The sequence below is a fragment of the Marinibacterium sp. SX1 genome, from assembly GCF_050389775.1.
Classification (GTDB): domain Bacteria; phylum Pseudomonadota; class Alphaproteobacteria; order Rhodobacterales; family Rhodobacteraceae; genus Marinibacterium.
The window spans coordinates 3,073,928-3,096,949 of the sequence record NZ_CP177144.1 but is presented as its reverse complement, the minus strand read 5'-3'; the positions used below and the strand labels follow the sequence as shown (position 1 = coordinate 3,096,949).

Below are 23,022 nucleotides of genomic sequence, written 5' to 3'. Positions count from 1 at the left end.
TCTGCGGAAGATGCGGTGAAGTCGGGGCCGGTGGGTTCCATTTTGACACGCTCTTTCGGGATGGTTTCGGCGCCCGGTGCAGGGGCGGTTTCCAGGCCCGTTTCGGCCGGATTTGGCCGGGAAATGCCGCGCGGGCGTTGCAAAGTTATCCACTCGACCTGGACAACTATAAGCCCTAATAACAATACCTTGCGCGCTGTTTCTGATGCACTCGAAACAGCCGAAATGCTGCCACTGCACAGGGCAGCGCAATTAAATTTCGACCCTACGTCACGACCCGCGCAAAGCTTGACTTTGCGAGCGGTTATGCAAGGCTTTGCCCATGTCCCGCCGTGAGGAGCCATAAGGGCGGCAGGGCATCCAAGGGAGGAAACATCATGCGCAAGACCATGCGGATCGGCCTCGGGGCCGTGATCGCTAGTGTATTGTCTGCCGCTGCCGTGCAGGCCGATACCGTCAAGATCGCCTTCATCGACCCTCTGTCCGGGCCTTTCGCCAGCACCGGAACCAACGGGTTGCATCAATACGAATTCGCCGCCGAGGAGCTCGTCAACAAGAAGGGTGGCGTGCTGGGTGGCGACATGTTCGAAGTCGTGGGGTTCGACAACAAGATCAGCCCCAAGGAATCCCTGATCCAGCTGCAGGTCGCCATCGACCAGGGCATCCGCTACATCGTCCAGGGCAACAGCTCGGGCGTGGCCAATGCGCTGACCGATGCCATCGAGAAGCACAACAGGCGCAACCCCGACGACCGGGTGCTGTTCCTGAACTACTCGGCCGTCGATCCGGCCCTGACCAACGAGAAATGCAACTTCTGGCATTTCCGGTTCGATGCCAATGCCGACATCAAGATGGACGCGCTGACCGACATCATCGCCGAGGATGACGGCATCACCAAGGTCTACGTGATCGGCCAGGACTACAGCTTTGGCAAGGCGGTCTCGGCCGCGGCGTCGAAATTCCTGGGCGAGAAGCGGCCCGACATCGAGATCGTCGGCAACGAGCTGCACCCGATCGGCAAGGTCAAGGATTTCACGCCCTATTCGCGCAAGATCGTGTCGTCGGGCGCGGATGTGATCATCACCGGCAACTGGGGCGCCGACATGCTGAACCTTGGCAAGTCGGTGATCGAGAACGGCTTTGACGGGCCGATCTATACCTACTACGCCGCCGCCGACGGGATCACCGCGGCCTTTGGCGAACAGGGCAAGGACAAGCTGCGCCTTGTGACCGAGGGCCAGACAAACCCGCCGCCCACCGACACGGCCGCCGAATACATCGCGGCGTTCAAGGCCAAGTATCCCGATGGCAACATGAGCCAGACGCGCATCACCAACGTGATCGAGATGCTGGCCAAGGCCATCGACGAGGCCGGCACGGCCACCGATGTCGTGGCCGTGGCAGAGGCGCTGGAAGGCATGGAGTTCGACAGCATGTGGGGCGGGTCGCTCTACATGCGGCCCGAGGATCACCAGCTGATCCAGGACGTGCTGATCACCGTGCATACCGACGAGGACATCCAGTTCGACCTCGACAATTCGGGCTTTGGCCAGCACCTGGAGAGCCGGGTCGAAATGGCCGGCAAGGACAGCCCGACGACCTGCAAGATGCGCCGGCCCTGATCGCCGGCGGGGTCCGCGCCCCATGGCGCGGCGCGGACCCGCATCGACCTGCAAGACAAACGAGTGAAGGGGGGAAACCGGGGCATGGACCTGGTATTGGTGAACCTTATCGACGGGCTGGTGACGGGGCTCCTGCTCTTCATGCTATCGGCCGGGCTGACGCTGATCTTTTCGATGATGGGCGTGCTGAACTTTGCGCATGCCAGTTTCTACATGCTGGGGGCCTATTTCGCCTACCAGATCTCGGTCTACCTGGGGTTCTGGATGGGCCTGCTGGTCGCGCCGCTGGTCGTCGGCCTGCTGGGCGCCGGGGTCGAACGCTACGGGCTGAGGCGGGTGCACCAATACGGCCACGTGCCCGAGCTGATCTTTACCTTCGGCCTGGCGCTGCTGATCGAAGAGGTCGTGCAGTTCATCTGGGGCAAGGACCAGGTGCCCTATGCCATTCCCGAGGTGCTGGAAGGCGCGGCCTTTGCCATCGCCGGCAACACCATCCCGCTCTACAAGGTTTTCATGATCTTCCTGTCGCTGCTGATCTTCGGCGGGCTGCTCTACGTGCTGACCAGGACCCGCGTGGGCATGATCATCCAGGCCGCGCTCAGCTATCCCCGCACGGTCGAAGCGCTCGGTCACAACGTGCCGCTGGTTTTCATGGGCGTCTTCGGCGTGGGCACCGCGCTGGCGGGCGTCGCCGGGGTGATCGCCGGGCCGGTGCTGTCGACCTTTCCGGGCATGGCCGTCGTGCTGGGCTCGATCGTCTTTGTCACCATCGTCATCGGCGGGCTGGGCAGCCTTGGCGGCGCGCTTGTCGCCTCGCTGATCATCGGCTGGATGACCACCTTCGCCAAGGCCTATGACATGCGGATGGAGGACCTGCTCACCTGGATGGGCCTGACCAAGCCCGACCCGATCTGGGACAGCGCCTGGCAGGATCTGTGGACCCTGACGTCGCCCCAGATCGCCGACATCCTGCCATACCTGCTGATGGTGCTGATCCTGATCTTCCGCCCCTACGGCCTGTTCGGAAAGCGTGACGCATGACCGAGACCACCCATTCCGCCGCCTTCGACCGCTCCGGCGTGACCCTGGCCCGGGCGCTGCCCTGGCTGATCGCCGCCGCCTTCCTGGCCGTCATGCCCTTTGTCTTCACCTCGAATTCGGCCATCACCATCATGAACCAGATGGCCATCACGATCATCTTCGCACTCAGCTACAACATGCTGCTGGGGCAGGGTGGCATGCTGTCCTTCGGCCATGCGGTCTACATGGGGGTCGGCGGGTTCCTCTGCGTGCACATCATGAACTGGGACCAGTTCTTCGGCATCCTGCCGCTGCCCCTGCTGCCGATCTTCGGCGGGTTCTTCGGTATGGGCCTGGCGCTGATCGTCGGCGCCTTTTCGACCCGCCGGGCGGGCACGGTCTTTGCCATGATCTCGCTTGGCGTGGGCGAGCTGATCGCGGCCTGTTCGGTCATCATCGTCGTGTTCTTCGGCGGCGAGGAAGGCATCAGCGGCGATCGCACCTACGGCCTGCCGGTCTTTGGCATCGAGTTCCTCAGCCAGATCGAGGTCTATTACCTCACCGCCTTCTGGCTGGTCCTGTCGGCGCTGCTGATGTTCCTGTTCTCGCGCACGCCGGTGGGCCGCATGGCCAATGCCGTGCGCGACAATCCCGAACGGGCCGAGTTCCTGGGCTATTCGGCCCGCTGGGTCCGGTTCTATTCCTTCGTGGCGGCAGGTTTCTTCGCGGGCATCGCCGGCGGGCTATTCGCCATCAACTACGAGATCCTGACCGAGGAAAACCTCAACCTGGCAACCTCGGGATCGATCCTGCTGGTGACCTTCCTGGGCGGGGTCGGTTTCTTCTTCGGGCCGATCATCGGGGCCATCGTCTTTACCCTGTTGCAGACCGTCCTGTCGCTGCAGACCGAGCTCTGGGCGCTTTATGTCGGCGCGCTCTTCGTGGCCACGGTGATGTTCTTCCCCGGCGGGCTGGCCGGCGTGCTGATGATGCACATGCCGCCGCTGCTGCTGGGTAAGCTGCACCTGCTGGTCAAACCCTACATCAAGACCCTGATCCCCGCGGCCATCTGCATCCTGGCCACGGCCGGCTTCATCGAGATCCTGTTCCACGCCCGCCATGCGGCCATCGGCGATGACCAGATGACGTTGTTCTGGATGACCTTCTCGCACAAGAACCCGCTGCCCTGGATCGTCTCGGGCGCATTGGCCCTGGGCGGCTTCTGGCTGGCCAAACGCGGCGCGCCCGAACTGGCCGAAACCTGGCACGAAGCCAATACCGACACCGGAGCCCGCCCATGACCGCCGCGCTCGAAATCACCAATCTGCGCAAGAGCTTCGGCCAGGCCGAGATCATCCGCGGCGTCGACCTTCAGATCATGCCCGGCGAGCGCCATGCCGTGATCGGCCCCAACGGCGCGGGCAAGTCGACGCTGTTCAACCTGATCACCGGCCGCTTCCCCCAGACCGCCGGGGTGGTGGCCCTGCATGGCCATGACCTGCGCGGCAAGGCCCCCTACGAGATCAACCGCATGGGCCTGTCGCGCTCGTTCCAGATCACCAACATCTTTCCCAAGATGACGGTCTTCGAAAATGTCCGCTGCTCGCTTCTGTGGTCGATGGGCTATCGCTATTCCTTCTGGAACATGGTCGCCCGGTCGCGCGCCCTGAACGAAGGCGCCGAGCGCATCCTCGACCAGATCAACCTCGCGCGGCGGCGTGACATACCGGCGGGCCTGCTGTCCTATGCCGAACAGCGCGCGCTGGAAATCGGCATCACCATCGCCGGCGGTGCCGACGTGATCATGCTCGACGAGCCCACCGCCGGCATGAGCCATTCCGAAACCGATTACATCGTCGAGCTGATCCGAGACGTGACCGAGGGCAAGACCCTGGTCATGGTCGAACATGACATGGGCGTGGTCTTTGGCCTGGCCGATCGCATCTCGGTGCTGGTCTACGGCGAGATCATCGCCACCGGCGCGCCCGAAGAGGTGCGCGCCAATCCACGGGTCCAGGAGGCCTATCTCGGCGCCGCGCTGGAGGCGGAACACTGATGCTCGACGTCACCGACATGCATGCCTTCTACGGCAAGTCCCACATCCTGCAGGGCGTGAACCTGTCCATTGCCGAGGGCGAGATCGTGGCCCTGCTGGGCCGCAACGGGGTGGGCCGTTCGACCACCTGCAAGGCCATCATGGGCGAGGTCCCGCCCCAGGGCACGGTGCGCTTCAAGGGCCAGGACATCGCCGGCCGCAAGGCCTATGAAATCGCCAACCTGGGCATCGGCTATGTACCGGAAAACCGCGACATCTTTCCCGGCCTGACCACCCGCCAGAACCTCAACCTCGGGCTGAAGCCGGGCCAGAAGGACGGGGCAGGGCGCTGGTCGATGCAGGACATGTTCGACATGTTCGAAAACCTGGCCAACCGGGCCGATGTCGAGGCCTCGGTGCTCTCGGGTGGCGAACAGCAGATGCTGACCATGTGCCGCACGCTGATGGGCGATCCCGATCTGATCATGATCGACGAGCCGACCGAAGGCCTGTCGCCCCAGATGGTCCAGCGCGTGGCCGAATTGCTCCAGGAAATCGCCCGGCGCGGAATCGCCACGCTGCTGGTCGAACAGAAGCTCGCCATCGCCCTCGACATCGCCCACCGGGTCTATGTCATGGGCCACGGCCAGGTCGTCTTCGAAGGCACCCCGGCCGAACTGCGCGCCCGCGAGGACATCCGCAAGGAATGGCTCGAAGTCTGAACCACCTCCTGCTTCTTTCTCTTTCCAAGTATTCCCGGGGAAGTCCTCCAACGGAGGACGGGGGCAGCGCCCCCTTCCTCGGCCCGCCCGGGGGCGCGGATCAGGGGATGATGCGCGTGTATTTCGCCCCTTCGAGCGAGGCGCCGACCAAAAGGCCCGCCCGGCCGAAGACCGCGGCCAGAACCGGCGAGCGCAGGGTGTTGCTGTCGGCGTTCAGCCCGTCGCCGCGGTCGAGCAGCACGTATTCCACGTCCGCCCCCACGGTCCAGCCGGTGCCCCGGCGGAATTCGTTCAGCGCGTCCTCGGTCATGAAGAACAGCACGTGGGCATATTGCTGCGCCCCGAACTGCACGCCGGCGCTGGCCTTGGCCGTCGAATAATAATCGACCGTCGCCCCGCCGACCCGCAGCGCGCCCCGGCCATAGCCGCCACCGACCCAGAAGCTGGCCTCGGTCACCAGGGGCATCACCAGCATGCCGCTGGCCTTCTCGGCGATGGCAATGGTGTTGGGATAGGAATTGTAAAGCTCGTTCAGCGTGGCATCGACCCGTGCGTCGATGGTCACGTCCCCGGTCGAACCCACCCCGTTGCCGCAACCGGCCAGCAGGGCCGCGCCGCCGCCCAGGGCGCCAAGGGTAAAGCCGCGCCGGGAAAGGGGCGGAGGAAAGATGCTGCTCATGTCTGGTGCCTCGATATGCCTGATCTGGCCGTTACCCGGCCTTGTCACAGTTTATACCCCGCCCGGCCCGCGCTGTCACGACCCGACGAATCGGACTGGCGAGCCCATGCCGGTCGGTGCCACCTGCGGCTGTCCCGCATCCGGGGGGCCGGGCCGGGGCAATGATGTCAGTGGCTTGGGCGGCCGGCATGACCCGGTGTTCGGGCATGACTGCGCGCCCTGTGCCCCGTCGCGCGGTCCGCACGCGCCGTCAAGCCCGCGTGAGCCGGGCAGTGCACGGCCACGCCTGCGCCCCCGAAAGCCCCCGAAAGCCGCGGCCGCCGGAGCAGCCGCGCCGGTGATCACAGCAGCGGCGCGACCTTGGGGGCGAAATAGGTCAGCACCCCGTCACAACCCGCGCGCTTGAAGGCCATCAGGCTTTCCAGCATGACCTTGTCGCCGTCGATCCAGCCGTTCTGCGCCGCGGCCATGATCATCGCGTATTCGCCCGACACCTGGTAGGCAAAGGTCGGCGCGCCGAACTGATCCTTCACCCGCCGGCAGATATCGAGATAGGGCAGCCCGGGCTTGACCATCACCATGTCGGCCCCTTCGGACAGGTCGCGGGCGACCAGCCGCAGCGCCTCGTCGGAATTGGCCGGATCCATCTGGTAGGTATTCTTGTCGCCGGTCAGCGCCCCCGAGGCGCCCACCGCATCGCGGAACGGCCCATAGAAGCTGGAAGCATATTTCGCCGCGTAGGACAGGATCATCACCCGCTGGTGCCCGGCGGCCTCCAGCGCCTGGCGGATCGCCCCGATGCGGCCGTCCATCATGTCGGACGGGCCGATGATGTCGGCCCCGGCATCGGCCTGGGCCAGCGCCATGCGCACCAGCGCCTCGACCGTGCGGTCGTTGACGATCTCGCCATCGACGACAAAGCCGTCATGGCCGTTGATGTTGTAGGGGTCGAGCGCCACGTCGGTCATGACCACCATCTCGGGCACCTCGGCCTTGATCGCGCGGATCGCCCGGTTGGCCAGGTTGTCGGGCGACCAGGCCATGGCGCAATCCTCGGTGCGGTCCTCGATGGCGGTATAGGGAAAGATGCAGATGGCCGGCACGCCGCTGTCATAGGCCCCGCGGGCGGCCTGGGCGATCAGGTCGACCGACCGGCGCACGACCCCGGGCATCGAGGGCACCGGCTCTTCGATGCCCTCGCCGTCGCGCACGAAGACCGGCCAGATCAGGTCTTCGGCCTTCAGCGCGTTTTCCCGGACAAGCCCGCGGATACCCGGCGACTGGCGGGTGCGGCGCAGGCGGGCGGCGGGATAGGACGCGACATTGGGGATCATGGCTGACCTCGGCTGGGTGGGAATGGTTGGGCCATGGGTGGCACGGAACGCGCCCACGGGCAAGGCGGCCAGCCCTGCGGCACGGGGTAACACGGGTGGCGGGGCGGTGGCTCGGTGACGGACCGCGGGAGGTGCGGAAGGCGACCTCGTGGACACATTTGGCGGCTGCGGCATGTCTTCGTGTCCGGGGACAAGACGGACGCGGTCCGACCCGGGTGCCGAAGGCCATGGTCAAGCTGCATGGGCATTGGGTGACCTATGAGGGCAAGACCATCACCGCCCGCCACGGGCATCGGCCAATTCGCGCGCCATGAACCAAATCACAGGAACCACGGGCCGGCGGCCGGACCGGTCGGGACAGGCGCAGGCGGCTTGCACTCGTGCCGGGGCGATGGCATGAGGGGAAACCTCTACCTTCGGTAGGAAATTCCGCGCGCAGGCGCTAGACCGGGCGAGCGATGTTGGGGACGGGCGGCCGTGGACTGGTACAAGGCGATTTTCGAGCTGATCGACATGCGGTCGTTCTCGAACCTGTGGTTCTGGATCGTGCTGGCGGTCGTCTGGTCCTCGGCCTCTCACTGGGTCATGGGCATTCCCTATGACATGGTCATGCGGGCGCGCCGGGTCGGCGGCCAGGCCGCGCAGGACCTGCAGGACATCACCCGGGTCTATGCCAACCGGCTGCTCTATATCGCCGATGTCTCGGGCCTGTGGCTGCTGGGCCTGGCCTGTTTCGTGCTCTCGACCCTGGCCCTGCTGGGCTTTGCCTATGGCATCGAATTCGCCCAGGCCGTTGTGCTGCTGATGGCGCCGATGTCCGGCGTGGCCCTGCTGAGCCTGCGCACGGCGCGCCATATCGACCGCGAGGCGCTGACCGGCGAGGCCCTGGTGCGCCGCCTGATGCGCCACCGCCTGCAGACCCAGATGATCGGCACGCTGGCAATCTTTGTCACCGCGCTCTGGGGCATGTATCAGAACCTTACCATCGGCGTGCTGGGCTGACAGGCCCCGGCCGCGCCACGACCGGCAGGAAAGCAAAGCGATGAACTCCTCTGACCACATTTCGGTGGGCGGCGCGCCCGAGGGTTTCGACGCGCGGCTGATCCTTGACGAGCTGTCGCGCCGGGACGGGCCGGTGATCCACGTGGCCCGCGACGACAAGCGGCTGGCCGCGATGCGCGCGGCGCTGGCCTTCTTTGCGCCCGACATGCCGGTCTTTGTCTTTCCCGGCTGGGATTGCCTGCCCTATGACCGGGTGTCGCCCAATCCCGATATCTCGGCTGCGCGGATGGCCACGCTGGCGGCGCTGGTCCACCAGATGCCCGACCGTTTCGTGCTGCTGACCACGCTGAACGCCGCGACCCAGCGGGTGCCCGCAAGGGAATTGCTGCGCGAGGCGGCGTTCAAGGCCGTGGTCGGCGGGCGGGTCAACGAGGAAGGTCTGCGGCACTTCCTGGTGCGCATGGGCTTTACCCAGAGCCCGACGGTCATGGAGCCGGGCGATTACGCGATCCGCGGCGGGATCATCGACATCTTTCCGCCGGGCGATGCCGGGCCGGTGCGGCTGGACCTGTTCGGTGACGTGCTGGACGGCGCGCGGCGGTTCGATCCGGCGACCCAGCGCACGACCGAGGCGCTCGACGTGGTCGAACTGGCCCCGGTGTCAGAGATCATCCTCGACGAGGCCGCGATCACGCGGTTTCGCCAGAATTACCGGCTGACCTTTGGTGCGGCGGGCACGGATGATCCGCTTTACGAAGCCGTCAGCGCCGGGCGCAAGCATGCAGGCGTCGAACATTGGCTGGGCTTCTTCCACGAAAAGCTGGAAACGCTGTTCGATTACCTGCCCGGGGCGTCGGTCACGCTGGACGACCAGAGCGATGCGGCGCGGCTGTCGCGCTGGGACACGATCGCCGACCAATACGAAACCCGGCGGCTGGCCCTGCAGGACCGCTCGCACCGGGATTCCGTCTATAAACCCGCGCCGCCCGAGATGCTGTACCTCGACGATGCCGCCTGGGACGCGGCCGTGGGCGGGCGCCGGGTGCTGCATTTCCACCCGCTGGCCCAGGCATCGGGCCCCGGGGTGATCGACGCGGGCGGGCGGATCGGGCGCAATTTCTCGCCCGAACGCCAGCAGGAGAACATCAGCCTGTTCGGGGCGCTTGCGGCCCATGTGAAGGACCGGCTGGACAAGGGGCCGGTGGTCATTGCCTCGTATTCCGAGGGCGCGCGCGAGCGGCTGACCGGGCTGATCGAGGACGAGGGCCTGGCCGAGGCGATCCCGGTTCCCAACGGTACGCGGATCGGCAAGCGCGGGCTGCACCTGGCGGTCTGGGCGCTGGAACACGGGTTCGAGACACCGCAGATGACGGTGATCTCGGAACAGGACGTGCTGGGCGACCGGCTGATCCGGGCGCCCAAGAAACGCCGCCGGGCCGAAAATTTCTTGACCGAGGCACAATCGCTGAGCCCGGGCGACCTGGTGGTGCATGTCGATCACGGGATCGGGCGCTACCAGGGGCTTGAGGTGGTCGAGGCGCTTGGCGCGCAGCATGAATGCCTCTTGCTGGAATATGCCGAAGGCGCACGGCTGTACCTGCCGGTCGAGAATATCGAGCTGCTGTCGCGCTATGGCCACGAGGAAGGCCTGCTGGACAAGCTGGGCGGCGGCGCGTGGCAGGCCAAGAAGGCCAAGCTGAAGGAACGCATCCGCGAGATGGCCGACCGGCTGATCCGGGTGGCCGCCGAACGCGCCCTGCGCAAGGCGCCGATCCTCGATCCGCCGCCGCATGCCTGGGAGGAATTCTGCGCGCGCTTCCCCTACCAGGAGACCGACGACCAGCTCAGGGCCATCGAGGACGTGGTCAGCGACATGACCAGCGGCCAGCCGATGGACCGGCTGGTCTGTGGCGACGTGGGGTTCGGCAAGACCGAGGTGGCCATGCGCGCGGCCTTCGTGGCGGCGATGACGGGCGTGCAGGTGGCGGTGATCGCGCCGACGACCCTGCTGGCGCGCCAGCACGCGGCCGGATTCAAGGAACGCTTCCGGGGGTTCCCGTTGCAGGTCAGGCAGTTGTCGCGCTTTGTCACGGCCAAGGAAGCGGCCGAGACCCGCAAGGGCATGGCCGATGGCACCGTCGACATCGTCGTGGGCACCCATGCGCTGCTGGCCAAGGGGATCAGGTTCCAGAACCTCGGGCTGCTGATCATCGACGAGGAACAGCATTTCGGGGTGACCCACAAGGAACGCCTGAAACAGCTGCGGTCCGACATCCACGTGCTGACCCTGACGGCCACGCCGATCCCGCGCACGCTGCAGCTGTCGCTGTCGGGCGTACGCGACCTGTCGATCATCGGCACGCCGCCCGTCGACCGGCTGGCGATCCGCACCTATGTCAGCGAGTTCGACAGCGTGACGATCCGCGAGGCGCTCTTGCGCGAACATTACCGGGGCGGGCAGAGCTTCTTCGTGGTGCCGCGCATATCCGACCTGCCGGAGATCGAGGCGTTCCTGCGCGACCAGGTGCCCGAGGTGACGGTGGTGACGGCCCATGGCCAGATGGCGGCCGGCGAGCTGGATGACCGGATGAACGCGTTTTACGACGGCAAGTACGACGTGCTGCTGGCCACGACGATCGTGGAATCCGGGCTGGATATTCCCACGGCCAACACGATGGTCATCCACCGGGCCGACATGTTCGGGCTGGCGCAGCTCTACCAGATCCGGGGACGCGTGGGCCGGTCCAAGACGCGGGCCTATGCCTACCTGACGACGAAACCCCGGGTGAAACTGACGGCCACGGCCGAGAAACGGCTCAGGGTGCTGGGCTCGCTGGATACGCTGGGCGCGGGGTTCACCCTGGCCAGCCAGGACCTTGATATCCGGGGCGCCGGCAACCTGCTGGGCGAGGAACAATCGGGCCAGATGCGCGACGTGGGGTATGAGCTGTACCAGTCGATGCTGGAGGAAGCGATTGCCAAGATCCGGTCGGGCGAGATGGAAGGGCTGACCGAGGATGACGACCAATGGGCGCCCAACATCAACCTTGGTGTGTCGGTTCTGATCCCCGAGGATTACGTGCCCGACCTGGATGTGCGGCTGGGGCTCTATCGGCGGCTGTCGGGGCTGACGACCAAGGTCGAGCTGGAGGGTTTCGCCGCCGAGCTGATCGACCGGTTCGGGAAATTGCCCAAAGAGGTCAATACCTTGTTGCTGGTCGTGCGGATCAAGGCCATGTGCAAGAAGGCCGGGATTGCCAAGCTGGACGGCGGGCCCAAGGGCGCGACGATCCAGTTCCACAACGACAAGTTCGCCCATCCCCAGGGGCTGGTCGAATTCATCCAGGACCAGAAGGGCAAGGCCAAGGTCAAGGACAACAAGATCGTCGTGCGGCGGGATTGGTCGACCGAGGCCGACAAGATCAAGGGCGCCTTTGCCATTGCCCGCGACCTGGCCGAGAAGGCCGGGACGTTCCGCAAGAAGAAAGCCGGATAAGCCGCTGGAAATACTGGACACCTTGGCGCGCGGGCCGTGCCGGGGCCGATTTTCTGAGGCTCAGAAAATCGCGCGCGGAGAGCTCAGCGCGCGGCTTTCATCGCGGCCTGGGCGCAGAAGCAGGACGCGCCCACCGCCCGGTCGGCCCGGGCCAGCGCCAGGTCGAGCCGCTGGCGGATCTGCGCGATCTCGACGGTATCCCCCCGGGCCTTCAGGCAATCGTGCAACCCCTTGAGCGACCAGACATTGTCCGGGTGGATGCTGGCCCGGGCCAGCGTGCCGCCCAGGCCCAGATCCTCGCGATAGACCGTCTCGGCCGCCGCGACATGGCCCTGTTCGAAGAGCAACGCGCCCAGGGCATGGCGGGCGGGCTGCATCCAGCCCCAGGGCTCGTCATAGGGCAGCCCGTCTTCCAGGGCGACCGACCGGCGCAGATGGGCAAAGGCGGTGTCATATTCGCCGCGCCGGTACTCGATCTCGCCGCGCACCATTTCCTTGGCGATTTCAAGCAGATCGACGATGCGATTGTTGTGCATCAACCGGGTGTCCGGCACCCGGTCGCAGGCGGCCAGGAACACCTGTTCCTCGGCCTGGGCCTCGGCCACGCGGCCGGTGGCGGCAAAGGCGATGGTCCGGGCATAGTGAACAAAGGCCGTGCGCGTGCAATAGAGCTCGGGATCGGCCGGGGGCTGCAGGGCAATGGCCTCGGCCCAGCGGCCGAACCGCACCAGCACATGCGGCTCAAGCGCCAGGTAGCTTTCGAAGAAATCGGCCATCGGCGGCGAAGGAATGCGCAGCATGGCCTCGGGCGTGGTCTCTTCCAGGCCTTTCAGGGCCTCCAGCGCCGGGGCCAGCTGGCCCAGGAACATCGCGCCGTAGATGACAAAATGGTAATCGTGCTGGCGATAGCCGGTGTAGATGTTGAACGCCCCTTCGGTGCGGTAATATTTCAGATCGGCCTCGACGGCCTTGCGGTTCCACAGCACGACGTTCTGGTACTGGCCGCAGAGGATGTCGATATGGGTGGGCATATGCACCAGGTGGCCGGCATCGGGCACCAACGTGCGCAGTACGTCCGCGGCCTTGAGCGCCTTTTCCGGCCAGGGCGACATTTCCATCAGGTGGACATAGAGATGCAGCAGCCCGGGATGGGCCATGGCCCCGGGCCGGGTGTCGAGCGCCTGTTCAAGCATCTCGCGGGCTTCCAGCGTGGCCGCGCCGGGGGCCGGGGCGCCGGTGGCCAGGTCCCACATCTGCCAGGGCGTCAGGGTCAGCAGCGATTCCGCGCAGATCGCGCGCAGGTCGAGACTGTCGGGAAAGGCCACGAGGGCGGCGCGCATGGCATCGGCAAAGGCATGGTCCCAGGCGGCCAGATCGTCGACGGGCTGGGCCTGGGGATAGCGCGCGGTGAGGGCTTCGATCATCGCCCGTTCGATCGGGCTGGCGCGGTCGAGCCGGGCGAGGGCTTCCTGGGTGGCGCCATGGGCTTCGGCCAGCGACTTGGCGCGGCCCCGGTCGTCCTGGCGGTCCCACGGCAGGTTGTAGTTCGGGCCGGCGGCATAGGCCACGCCCCACCAGGGCATCGGCGCGGCGGGGTCCAGCTGGGCGGCGCGGCGGAAACAGGCCACGGCCTCGCGGTGGTTGAACCCGTAGGTCCAGTTCAGACCCCGGTCGAACCAGGTCTGGGCCTCGGGCACATCGCAGGTGATGGGCCAGGAATGGTGGCCCAGATCGTAATACTCCATTGCACCCCCTGTTTGCCGTGCCCGGCCAGCCTAGACCGGGCGGCAGTGGCGCGGCAAGCGGGCGGCGGCACGGGGCGGCGTGGTCTCAGGCCGGCTGGCGGGTTTCCGTCCGGGCCATGGCGCGCATCAGGACAAAGCCGCCGATCGAAAGAACCAGGATGCCCAGGGCCAGCGGCCGGGCGGTGCCATCGAAGGCCAGGCCGACGGCCGTGGCAATGGGCGCGGCCAACACGGTGGCAATGCCGCCGATGATCGACGCGGCCAGCCCGGCGATATGGCCCATCGGCTCCATGGCGATGGCGTTGAGATTGCCCATGGTCAGCCCGGCCATGAAGAACACGGTGACCTGCCAGGCGACAAAGACGGCAAAGGTCGGCCCGGCGGCCAGGTCGAGATGGAACAGCACCAGCACGGTGGCCGACACGATCATCTGGCCGAGATAGGTCCAGGTGACCATGCGGCGCATGCCCAGCCGCACGACCAGCGCGGCATTGACCAGGCTGGCCGAGCCCGACACCACGGCCACGCCACCGAACCAGTAGGGAAAGCTGTCCGCCCGGTCGAAGACCTGGTCATAGATCGGCTGGATCAGGGTGATCATCGAGAACAGGATGCCCATCGACAGGGCCTGGACGAGGATCGACAGGCGGACGGTGGGATGGGCCAGCATCTCGCGCATGGCCGACCACAGGACGGGCAGGCGGACGGGGCGGCGGTTCTCGACGGGCAGGGTTTCGGGCAGGCGGATCGACACCCAGATGGCGATGAGGCCCATGAAGATCATGAAGGCCAGGAAGATGCCATGCCAGCCCAGGGCGTTGATGATGAAGCTGCCCAGCAGCGGGGCCAGGGCCGGCACGATCATGAAGACCATCATGACAAAGGACATGACCTGGGCCATGGCCCGCCCGGCAAAGACATCGCGCAGCACGGCCAGGGCGACGATGCGCGGAGCGGCGGCGGCCAGGCCCTGCAGGAAGCGGGCCAGCAGGACCAGTTCGAGCGACGGCGCGCGCCAGGCCAGGGCCGAAGCCCCGATGAAGAGCAGCGCGCCGATGATGATGACCGGCTTGCGCCCAAAGGCATCCGACAGCGGGCCGGTGACAAAGGTGCCGGTGCCCAGGCCCAGCACGAAGATCGTCAGCACCATGCCCACGGCATTGGCATCGTCGGGGCTGAGCTCGGCCGCCATCTCGGGCAGGGCGGGCAGCATGGAATCGATGGAAAAGGCGACACAGGCGAACATGGCCGCCACCAGGGCGATCAGTTCGGTTCGGGATATGGGAAGGGACATGGGGGCTCCGGGGCGGTCTGTCCCTGCGCTAGCAGAGCCGGGGCCGGTGGGCCAGTGGCGCGATGCGCTTTTCCGCCATGCGGTCAGGCCGTCCGCCGGGGCGCTCAATCCTTGTCCGGGTCGCGGCGAGCGGTGTTCACATCGTGGTCGCCCACCTGGGACCGGCTGCGGGGGGCGGCCGGGTCCGGCCCGGGTGCGGCGGGGTCGCGGCTGTCATGGGCGGGTTCGGCTGCGGTTTGGCCGCCGTGGCCAGGCGGGGACGCGGCAGAGGCTTGGGGCTGGGCTGTGGCGCCGGGATGGCCGTCATGGACAGGCCGGGCGGTGGCACGTCGGCCGCCCTGAGCAGGATCGGGCGCGGGCCCATGACCACCATGGGCCGCCGGGCCGTGATGGGCGGGGTCATGGGCACCCGGCGCGTGGTGGTGGGCGTCGTGGTGCAGGTGATCGGCCCGGGCGTGATCATGGCCCGGGTCCTGGCGATCGCGCCGGGCCCGGTTCCAGCGTTGCAGGGCCCGGTGCAACCGCCCGGGATGTTCGTCGCTCTGGGCCAGCTGTTCGGCCGCGATCTGCTGGATGGCCAGGGCAAAGACCCCGAGCCCGACGAAGATCAGGATGGTCGAGCCGATCTTGCCCAGGTCGGTGACCGGCGTCGGATCGCCGTAGCCCACCGTCGAAATCGTGACCACCGTGAAGAAATAGGCATCGACCCAGCTCCAGCCTTCGACCGTGCGGAAGAAGATCGTGCCGACGAAGATGACGGCCACCAGGCGCAGGGCCAGGGTGAGCAGGCTGATGTGCTTCACGCCCCCGGCCTCACCGCGCCGGCGGGTCGGCCGGGCTGTCCTCGGGGGCGGCCATCTGGCCCATGATCTCGTGGATGACCTTGACCCACAGGTCGGCCGGCTGGGCGCCGGGCACGGCATGGGCATTGGCCACGATGAAGGTCGGCACCGAGCTGATGCCCATCTCGCGGGAATGGGCGTCACGGTCGCGGATCGCCTGGACATCGGCATCCGAGCCCAGCAGCCGGCGCACGACCGAGGCATCCATGTCGCAGCTGTCGGCGATATCGGCCAGCACGTCGTGGTCACCGATGTCGCGGCCATCGACGAAATAGGCCCGGAACAGCGCGTCGACCATGGCGGTCTGGCGGCCTTCGATCCCGGCCCAGTGGATCAGCCGATGGGCATCCAGCGTGTTGGGCGTGCGCTCCATGGCTTCGAAATTGATCTGCAGCCCGGCCTCGGCCGCATGTTCGACGATCGGCGCATAGGCCCGCACGGCGCCGTCCTTGCCGCCGAACTTGGTTTCCAGGTAGGTGCGCCGGTCCATGCCACTGGCGGGCATGTCGGGGTTGAGCTGGAACGGGTGCCATTCGATCACGAAGGGATGATCGGGCACCTGGGCCAGGGCCTCGTCCAGGCGGGTCTTGCCGATGTAGCACCAGGGGCAGATCGGATCGGACAGGATGTCCAGCTTGACGGACTGGCCGGCGGAGGCGGTGCCTGCCTGGGAGTGGGTCTGGTCGGTGGTGTCGGTATCGGTCATGCGGTCTTTCGCGGGAACAGGGGCCTGAGCGCCCGCCGCTGCACCTTGCCATTGGCTCCGGTGGGCAGCGCGTCCAGGTGGACATAGGCGCGGGGTTGCTTGTAGCGCGCCAGGTGCTCGGCGGCAAAGGCCTGAAGCGCGGTTTCGTCAAGGGGGGCCGGCGCGGTATAGAAGGCGGCGATGATGCGGGTGTCGGCCTTGACCTCGATCTCGGTCGCCGCAACCTGGGTCAGCCCGGGAAACCGGGACAGCGCGGCTTCGACCTCCATCGGGGACACGCGGTAGCCGCCGGCATTCATCATGTCGTCGTCGCGGCCGAGATAGGTGATGTGGCCGTCGTCATCCATCACGCCCTGGTCGCCGGTCAGGAACCAGTCGCCGGCAAAGCGCGCGGCGGTCTCGCCCGGCTGGCCGTGATAGCCCAGCATCAGCCCCGGATCGGCCCGGTGTACGGCGATGGTCCCGGGCTGGCCCAGCTCGACCGGCCCGTCGGGCCCGATGATCGCAATCCGCCGGCCTTTCTGCGGCCGGCCCAGGGCGCCCGACGGCGCCGGCACAGAGGGGCGCGACGAGATGAAGGTCGAACATTCCGACATGCCATAGGCCTCGCAGAGCGCGGTGCCCGTGGCATCGGCCCAGGCCTGGCGCAGCGGTTCGGACAGCTTTTCGCCGGCCGACAGGGCATGGCGCAGGTCGGGCAGGTCGAGCCGCCCGCGCCCGGCCAGCATGCGCCGATAGACCCCCGGCGCGGCGGCGGCGATGGTTGCCTTGTGGTGGCGCAGCCGCTCGGGCAGATCGGCGATGTCGGTGCCCGGCGCGGGGATCAGCGCGGTGGCCCCGGCGGTCCAGGGATCCATCAGCCCGGTGCCCAGCGTATAGGTCCAGTTGAACGCCCCGGCATGCAGGAGCCGGTCGTCTTCGGTCATCTCGTACCAGCCGCGGATCATCATCTGGCGGGCCCAGATCGCCCGGTGCGCATGCATCACGGCCCGCGGCCGGCCCGAGGTGCCCGAGGTATAGATGACATAGGCCAGCCGGTCGGGATCGCCCATGGCCCAGTCGCAGGGAGGCAGGTCGCGCATGGCCCGCAGCCCGTCCAGCCCGATCTCGCGCGGGCCGGGTGCCGAGGCCACGAGCGGATCGCGCAGGATGGCGGCGGGCGCCAGGTCGGCCACCATGACCGCCACCTCGTCTTCCGTCAGCTGCGACGAGGTCGGCACCGGCACGATCCCGGCGGCAATCGCTCCGAGATAGGCAACGGGGAAATCGACGGTATTGCCCAGCCGCATCAGGACGATGTCACCCGGGCTCAGCCCGGCCTGCACCAGGCCGGTGCCGGTGCCCCGCACGGCGGCAGCCAGCGCGGCATAGGTCCAGTCCTGCGCGCCATCAGGGCCCAGCACCGACAGGGCGGTCTTGGCCGCCAGCGCATCCGCCCGCCCCAGCACATGGGCCGCCAGGTTGAACGGCGCGGGGCAGGGCGCAAAGGCCCCCTGATCAAAGATCGACAGCATGCAACGGGGCTAGCCCGGTCGCCTTGCCGTTGCAAGCGCCGCGTGCCCGGCCTATTGGGTAATGTCATGGCACCGATCGACCCGAAATCCATCATCCGCATCGCCCGCAGCACCGGCGAGGACAGCCTGGCCGAGCCGCTCGACCTGGGCGCCCGCGTGCGCGAGCTGCGCAAGGCCCGCAACTGGACGCTGGAACAGGCGGCCGGGCAGGCCGGGCTGGCCCGGTCGACCCTGTCGAAGATCGAGAACGGCCAGATGTCGCCGACCTACGACGCGCTCAAGAAGCTGGCCGTGGGGTTGGAAATCTCGGTGCCCCAGCTGTTTACCCCGCCGCAACGCGAGCAGGTCAACGGCCGGATGGCCATGACCAAGACCGGCGAAGGCACCCAAACGCCGACGGCGACCTATGAACACGAACTGCTGGCCGAACAGCTGACCCAGAAGCGCATGCTGCCCTACCGCGCCCAGGTGCGGGCCCGGTCGATGGACGAGTTCGACGGCTGGGTGCGCCACGACGGCGAGGAATTCCTCTACGTGCTGACCGGCGTGGTGATGCTGTACACCGAGTTCTACAACCCCGTTGAAATGCGCCGGGGCGACAGTGCCTATTACGATGCGACCATGGGCCACAACGTGGTGTCGGTCAGCGAAGAGGACGCAACGATCCTCTGGGTGACCTCGCTGACCTGAGGCTGGTCTTCGGCATTCCAGGTGGCGTTCAATGGCCGGGCTGGCTGGCGACGCGCAGGCTGTTCGCTGTACTCGACAATCCCACCGACAGGCGTCGGACTCCTGTCATTATCTGTCCGCTGGTCGACCGGGTGTTGACCTGATGCCGGCCCGCGAGATGACCCCAACACCGTCAACCAGCCAGACTGCCCGGCAGCGCGGTAAACCAATTACGGTCGCCCAGGCCGACTGCCCGGCCCTCCGTGAAACAGGACCCGGCAGAGGTTCCGGCGCGGAACGCCGGCACCATGCATCCGTCAGCATGCACCCCGCATCCGGCGACCCGGGCGGAGATTGCAGGCGCGCCGGGCCGGTGGCTGGGGCCATCTGGCCCGGCTGGCGTCCGGCCGTTGCGCGCGATGTTCGTTCTGGTTCACCTGGCGGGCATCCCGGTCCGTCAGGCGTGGTGGTCGGGCGTCCCCCGGATGGTCCCTTGCCATCCATCTTGCCGGGGTGCGGCCGACCGCTGGCTCTTGGTCAGTTGGTCATGCCTCGGCGCGTTCGCGATGTTCGTCGCGCGCCAGAGTTTCGATGTAAAGGAACCCGTCAACGGCCTCGCGGGCCTCGTTCAGGGTCATGTCATGCGTTTCCGCGAGGTGTGCCTCGAACCGGGACCGATCCAGTTTGAGAAACGGCATGGACGCCTCATCCAAGTTCGGAAATTGCGCCTTGAACTTCGAAAACCAAAGAGACCAGTTCTGGGTCAGGTCCGACCAGTACATGTGCAGCATCCCTTTTTTTCACTTTCCCCATCCCCCCGTAACGAAACGTTAACAATGGTCTGCATGTCCGTAAAGTCCCGCTGAGTCGCCTTTTTCGGCAGATGGGCTTGCGCAGTGCAGAAAAACTGATCTTTCCCGTTGCTGCAGGCGCATCCAGGGCGATTTGCGGTTGAACCGCCGCGTGTTTTGCGGGCGGTTGCCCGGGTCATTCGGTCGCGGCAGGATCGGGACAATCCTGTGGATAACCTGTGGGCGGATTTCCAGTACCCTGAAAGAAAAGGACAAATGCGAGCGTTCTCGGGCTGCTCAAAAGCCGGGCACTGCACCCGCCGGGGTTGTCCGTCCGGCCCGGCGCCTGGTCAGTGCTCTTTGACCGAAAGGTCAAGCGACTGCGACAACCCGCCACACCCAAGGTCACGCAAAAGCCCCGGTTTGCCGCGCTGCAGAAAGGTTAATGCCGTTTCCGACGCCACGTCACAACGTGAATGCCCGCCACCAGGCGGGGGCAGTGACGGCAGCCCGGAAGGTCAGCTGGCGGGGGCCAGGGTGCCCAGGCGGCCGATATCGTCCAATTGTGCCTGCAAATGCGCCGGGGTCAGCAGACCGGGTGTCAGATTGGACAGGGCCTCGATCCGGGCGCGCAGCTGGGCAAAGGCGCCGGCCATGGCCTGGCGCCGGGCGGGGCCGGGATCGGCGGCCAGCGGATCGTCGATCCCCCAATGGGCATGCAGCGGCGCGCCGGGCCAGCGGATGACGTCTTCGTTGGCGGCCCGGTCGCAGACCGTGATCACCATGTCCATCGGCGGGCTGTCCCCGAGAAACCGGCTGACCGCCTGCGATTGCAGTCCCTCGGTCGGCAGGCCCTGGCGGGTCAGCTCGGCCAGCGCATCGGGGTCGGGTGCCTCGGCCGGGACGGTGCCGGCGGAATGCGGCGCATACTGCGGCCCGGCCGCCCGCAACAGGGCCTCGGCCATGATCGAACGGGCCGAATTGCGGCTGCACAGGAAGAGCACGCGCAGCGGCGTGTCAGTGCTGGGCGGAGCCAGCGGCGCGGCGATGGCATCGGGCAGGCAGATGTCAGGGCGCCCGCGACAGCAATCGCCCAGCATGTCACCGAACAGCCCGCGCACATTGTCGAGCCGGATGCGATACAGCTGAAACGTCCCCGACCGGGTCTGCGAGATCAGCCCGGCATGGCGCAGGATCGACAGGTAGACCGACGTGGTATTGGCCCGCAGCCCCAGCGCCTGGGCGATCTCGCCGGCGGGCACCGCATCGGGATAGCGCCGCATGAGCAGCCGGAACACGTCCAGCCGCCGTTCATGGGCCAGCGCAGAGAGTTGATCGGAAACCGGAATATTCATGTAATGCGAGGTACGAACGCGCCTGCCGCAGGTCAAGCGCGTTCATGCGCGGATCACTCCTCGTACCACCACAATTGCGGCATGTACTCGGGTCCGTCACCATAAATGGGCAATGTTTCGGGGTAATGCAACTGGCGGATGTGCGCGATGCGCCCGACGTCGTAGCGCCAGATCGGGATGACCAGCCGTTCGGCCGTCAGCACGCGATCAAGCGCGCGGGTCGAGGCGACAAAATCCTCCGACGAGGTGACGCTGAGCATCTGGTCGATCAGCCCGTCGACGGCCGGGCTGGCCAGGCCCATGACATTGCGCGACCCGGGCGTGTCGCGGCCATCGGAGCCCCAGTAGAGCTTTTGCTCGTTGCCGGGCGACAGCGACAGGGCGCGGCGGAACGAGGTCATGTCGAAATCGAAATTCAGCATGCGCTCGGTATATTGGGCGCTGTCGACCACGGTGACCGTTACCGCGATGCCCAGCCGTTCCAGCGCGGGCAGGAACATGTCGACGGCGGTGCGCAGCTCGTCATCGGCCTGCTGCAGCAGGATGTCGAAGGTCACCGGCCCGTCGGGTCCGGTCAGCCGGCCTTCGACCACCTCGTAGCCGGCAGCCTGCAGCTGGGCCTGGGCCACGCGGACATTGGCCCGGTTGCGCGCGCTGCCGTCGCCCTGGGGCAGGGCATAGCCATCCAGCGCGCCGGGGGGCAGGTCGTCGGCATGGGCCTCCAGGAACTCGCGCACGCGACCGTCGGCCGGGCCGGGGCGCATGCCCAGCACGGAATTGTCGAAATAGGACAGGATGCGGGGCTGGGCCGCGCCGGTGATCGCCTCGTTGATGAATTCGAAATTGAAGGCATGGATCAGCGCGTCGCGCACCCGCCAGTCGGCCAGGAAGGGCCTGCGGGTGTTCATCACCAGGCCGGTCATGCCGGTGGGCTTTTCGTCGGGGAATTCCGATTTCACGATGTCACCGCGCCGGGCGGCGGGGAAATCATAGCCCGAGGCCCAGGTTTCGGCGTTGAACTCGCGCACGGCCGAGATCTCGCCGGCCTTGAACGCCTCGAAGGCCGCGACTCCATCGCCGAAGAACTCGATCCGCATCGTGTCGAAATTGTCGGTGCCCCGGCGAAAGGCCAGGTCCTTGCCCCAGTAATCGGGGTTGCGGCTGTAGGTGACCGAGCGACCGGCCTCGAAATCGGTGACGACATAGGGCGCGGTGCCGATGGGCACCTCGTCGAGGCCCGAGGCGGTGAAATCCTTGCCCTCGTATTGGGCTTTCTTCAGGATCGGGCGCATGCCGGCGATCAGGGCCAGCTCGCGGTTGTCGGAGGCGAAGGTCAGGCGGATGCTGCGGGGGCCGGTCTGTTCGATCTTGTCGACCTGGGTCCAGAACGAGCGATAGCGCTGGTGGCCGGTGGTGCCCAGGGTTTCATAAGACCAGATGACATCCTCGACGGTGACCGGGCTGCCGTCGGAAAAGGCCGCCTCGGGGCGCAGGGTGAATTCGACCCAGGAGCGGTCTTCGGGCGTGGTCACCGATTCGGCCAGAACACCGTACAAGGTAAACGGTTCATCCCAGGATCGGCCCATCAGCGACTCGTATCCCCAGAACCGGGCCTGCCATGGCACGGTGCCCTTCTGGATGAACGGGTTAAGGGAATCGAAACCTCCGGTATTGGCGAAAACCACCGTTCCACCCTTGGGGGCCTCGGGGTTGGCATAGGGCAGGGACACAAAATCGGGTGGCAGGGCCGGGTCGCCGTACATAGCTATGCCATGGGCCGATTCTCCGATTGCGGCCTGGGCGGTGGAAATCGCCAGGGCGAGTGCTACCGCAACGGTTCTTTTTCCGAAAAATTCACGCCTCATTTTGTCAACTATCCCGCTCTGCCCTTGTTTTATTGCCGCTGCAGACTACGGGCGGATTTACGCATTTTCAAACTTTTAGCTTGGACGCGAGCCGAGAATTGCTTATAAGAAGGGCACTGCTCGATAGGTTTCTTGCCTGTATGAAACCTGCCTCAATAACTGAACGCCGGCCTTGTGCCGGCGTTTTTTTTGGCTCTGCGCCCGGGCTCAGGGCAAGGCGAGGGGCCGGGTGTCAACACCACCAACAGGCGATGCGCGGTGATGCCGGGGGGTGCCGCAGGGGCCGGCCGGACGGCGCGGCGGGGCAAGCCCCGCCCTACATCCGGCAGGC

18 protein-coding genes are annotated in these 23,022 nt (G+C 66.6%); 8 read left to right on the top strand and 10 right to left on the bottom strand.

The features are described from left to right. Positions 1–377: 377 nt before the first annotated feature. The 5 genes from ACK3BB_RS13980 to ACK3BB_RS13960 all read left to right on the top strand — a co-directional run bounded on the left by ACK3BB_RS13980 (position 378) and on the right by ACK3BB_RS13960 (position 5,399). Positions 378–1,622: a branched-chain amino acid ABC transporter substrate-binding protein gene (locus tag ACK3BB_RS13980; RefSeq protein WP_428925257.1), complete on the top strand. Its 1,245-nt coding sequence runs from the start codon at positions 378–380 to the stop codon at positions 1,620–1,622. A gap of 84 nt (positions 1,623–1,706) precedes the next feature. Continuing rightward, positions 1,707–2,663: a branched-chain amino acid ABC transporter permease gene (locus tag ACK3BB_RS13975; RefSeq protein WP_428925256.1), complete on the top strand. Its 957-nt coding sequence runs from the start codon at positions 1,707–1,709 to the stop codon at positions 2,661–2,663. Further along, the gene (locus ACK3BB_RS13970; RefSeq protein ID WP_428925255.1) at positions 2,660–3,943 is read left to right on the top strand and encodes a branched-chain amino acid ABC transporter permease; all 1,284 of its coding nucleotides are present in this window, start codon (positions 2,660–2,662) and stop codon (positions 3,941–3,943) included. The genes ACK3BB_RS13975 and ACK3BB_RS13970 overlap by 4 nt, the downstream gene beginning before the upstream one ends. Beyond that, positions 3,940–4,698, top strand: a complete 759-nt coding sequence (locus ACK3BB_RS13965) for an ABC transporter ATP-binding protein (protein WP_428925254.1) — start codon at positions 3,940–3,942, stop codon at positions 4,696–4,698. The genes ACK3BB_RS13970 and ACK3BB_RS13965 overlap by 4 nt, the downstream gene beginning before the upstream one ends. Next, the gene (locus tag ACK3BB_RS13960; RefSeq protein WP_428928740.1) at positions 4,695–5,399 is read left to right on the top strand and encodes an ABC transporter ATP-binding protein; all 705 of its coding nucleotides are present in this window, start codon (positions 4,695–4,697) and stop codon (positions 5,397–5,399) included. The genes ACK3BB_RS13965 and ACK3BB_RS13960 overlap by 4 nt, the downstream gene beginning before the upstream one ends. Before the next feature lie 100 nt (positions 5,400–5,499). Here ACK3BB_RS13960 and ACK3BB_RS13955 read toward each other — a convergent pair whose 3' ends face one another. Beyond that, a complete protein-coding gene (locus tag ACK3BB_RS13955; protein WP_428925253.1) occupies positions 5,500–6,078 on the bottom strand; it encodes a YSC84-related protein in 579 nt (192 codons plus the stop codon). A gap of 341 nt (positions 6,079–6,419) precedes the next feature. After that, positions 6,420–7,412, bottom strand: a complete 993-nt coding sequence (gene hemB / locus ACK3BB_RS13950) for a porphobilinogen synthase (RefSeq protein WP_428925252.1) — start codon at positions 7,410–7,412, stop codon at positions 6,420–6,422. Between the two features lie 477 nt (positions 7,413–7,889). Between hemB and ACK3BB_RS13945 the strand changes: the two genes are divergently transcribed. Both ACK3BB_RS13945 and mfd read left to right on the top strand, forming a co-directional pair. Beyond that, positions 7,890–8,414 (top strand): component of SufBCD complex, encoded by a 525-nt coding sequence (locus ACK3BB_RS13945; protein WP_428925251.1) that lies wholly within the window; start codon positions 7,890–7,892, stop codon positions 8,412–8,414. A 40-nt stretch (positions 8,415–8,454) separates the two neighbouring features. Next, positions 8,455–11,910: a transcription-repair coupling factor gene (gene mfd / locus ACK3BB_RS13940; RefSeq protein WP_428925250.1), complete on the top strand. Its 3,456-nt coding sequence runs from the start codon at positions 8,455–8,457 to the stop codon at positions 11,908–11,910. Between the two features lie 83 nt (positions 11,911–11,993). Here mfd and ACK3BB_RS13935 read toward each other — a convergent pair whose 3' ends face one another. From ACK3BB_RS13935 to ACK3BB_RS13915, 5 genes are all read right to left on the bottom strand, one after another. After that, positions 11,994–13,655 (bottom strand): hypothetical protein, encoded by a 1,662-nt coding sequence (locus tag ACK3BB_RS13935; RefSeq protein WP_428925249.1) that lies wholly within the window; start codon positions 13,653–13,655, stop codon positions 11,994–11,996. Positions 13,656–13,740: 85 nt separating this feature from the next. Next, complete coding sequence (locus tag ACK3BB_RS13930; RefSeq protein WP_428925248.1) at positions 13,741–14,949, bottom strand: multidrug effflux MFS transporter; 1,209 nt, start codon at positions 14,947–14,949, stop codon at positions 13,741–13,743. A gap of 104 nt (positions 14,950–15,053) precedes the next feature. Beyond that, positions 15,054–15,752: a potassium channel family protein gene (locus ACK3BB_RS13925; RefSeq protein ID WP_428925247.1), complete on the bottom strand. Its 699-nt coding sequence runs from the start codon at positions 15,750–15,752 to the stop codon at positions 15,054–15,056. Between the two features lie 10 nt (positions 15,753–15,762). Further along, entirely contained in the window at positions 15,763–16,497 is a 735-nt protein-coding gene (locus ACK3BB_RS13920; RefSeq protein WP_428925246.1) for a DsbA family oxidoreductase, read from the bottom strand. After that, positions 16,494–18,011, bottom strand: a complete 1,518-nt coding sequence (locus ACK3BB_RS13915) for a class I adenylate-forming enzyme family protein (protein WP_428925245.1) — start codon at positions 18,009–18,011, stop codon at positions 16,494–16,496. The genes ACK3BB_RS13920 and ACK3BB_RS13915 overlap by 4 nt, the downstream gene beginning before the upstream one ends. Positions 18,012–18,077: 66 nt before the next feature. On the opposite strand from ACK3BB_RS13915, the gene ACK3BB_RS13910 reads away from it, so the two are divergent. Continuing rightward, positions 18,078–18,701 (top strand): helix-turn-helix domain-containing protein, encoded by a 624-nt coding sequence (locus tag ACK3BB_RS13910; protein ID WP_428925244.1) that lies wholly within the window; start codon positions 18,078–18,080, stop codon positions 18,699–18,701. A 524-nt stretch (positions 18,702–19,225) separates the two neighbouring features. Here the strand turns inward: ACK3BB_RS13910 and ACK3BB_RS13905 are convergent. The 3 genes from ACK3BB_RS13905 to ACK3BB_RS13895 all read right to left on the bottom strand — a co-directional run bounded on the left by ACK3BB_RS13905 (position 19,226) and on the right by ACK3BB_RS13895 (position 22,691). Next, on the bottom strand, positions 19,226–19,462 hold the full coding sequence (locus tag ACK3BB_RS13905) for a hypothetical protein (RefSeq protein ID WP_428925243.1): 237 nt from the start codon (positions 19,460–19,462) through the stop codon (positions 19,226–19,228). 527 nt (positions 19,463–19,989) lie between these two features. Next, the gene (locus tag ACK3BB_RS13900; RefSeq protein WP_428925242.1) at positions 19,990–20,826 is read right to left on the bottom strand and encodes a helix-turn-helix domain-containing protein; all 837 of its coding nucleotides are present in this window, start codon (positions 20,824–20,826) and stop codon (positions 19,990–19,992) included. 53 nt (positions 20,827–20,879) lie between these two features. Then, complete coding sequence (locus ACK3BB_RS13895) at positions 20,880–22,691, bottom strand: extracellular solute-binding protein (RefSeq protein ID WP_428925241.1); 1,812 nt, start codon at positions 22,689–22,691, stop codon at positions 20,880–20,882. Positions 22,692–23,022: the final 331 nt, after the last annotated feature.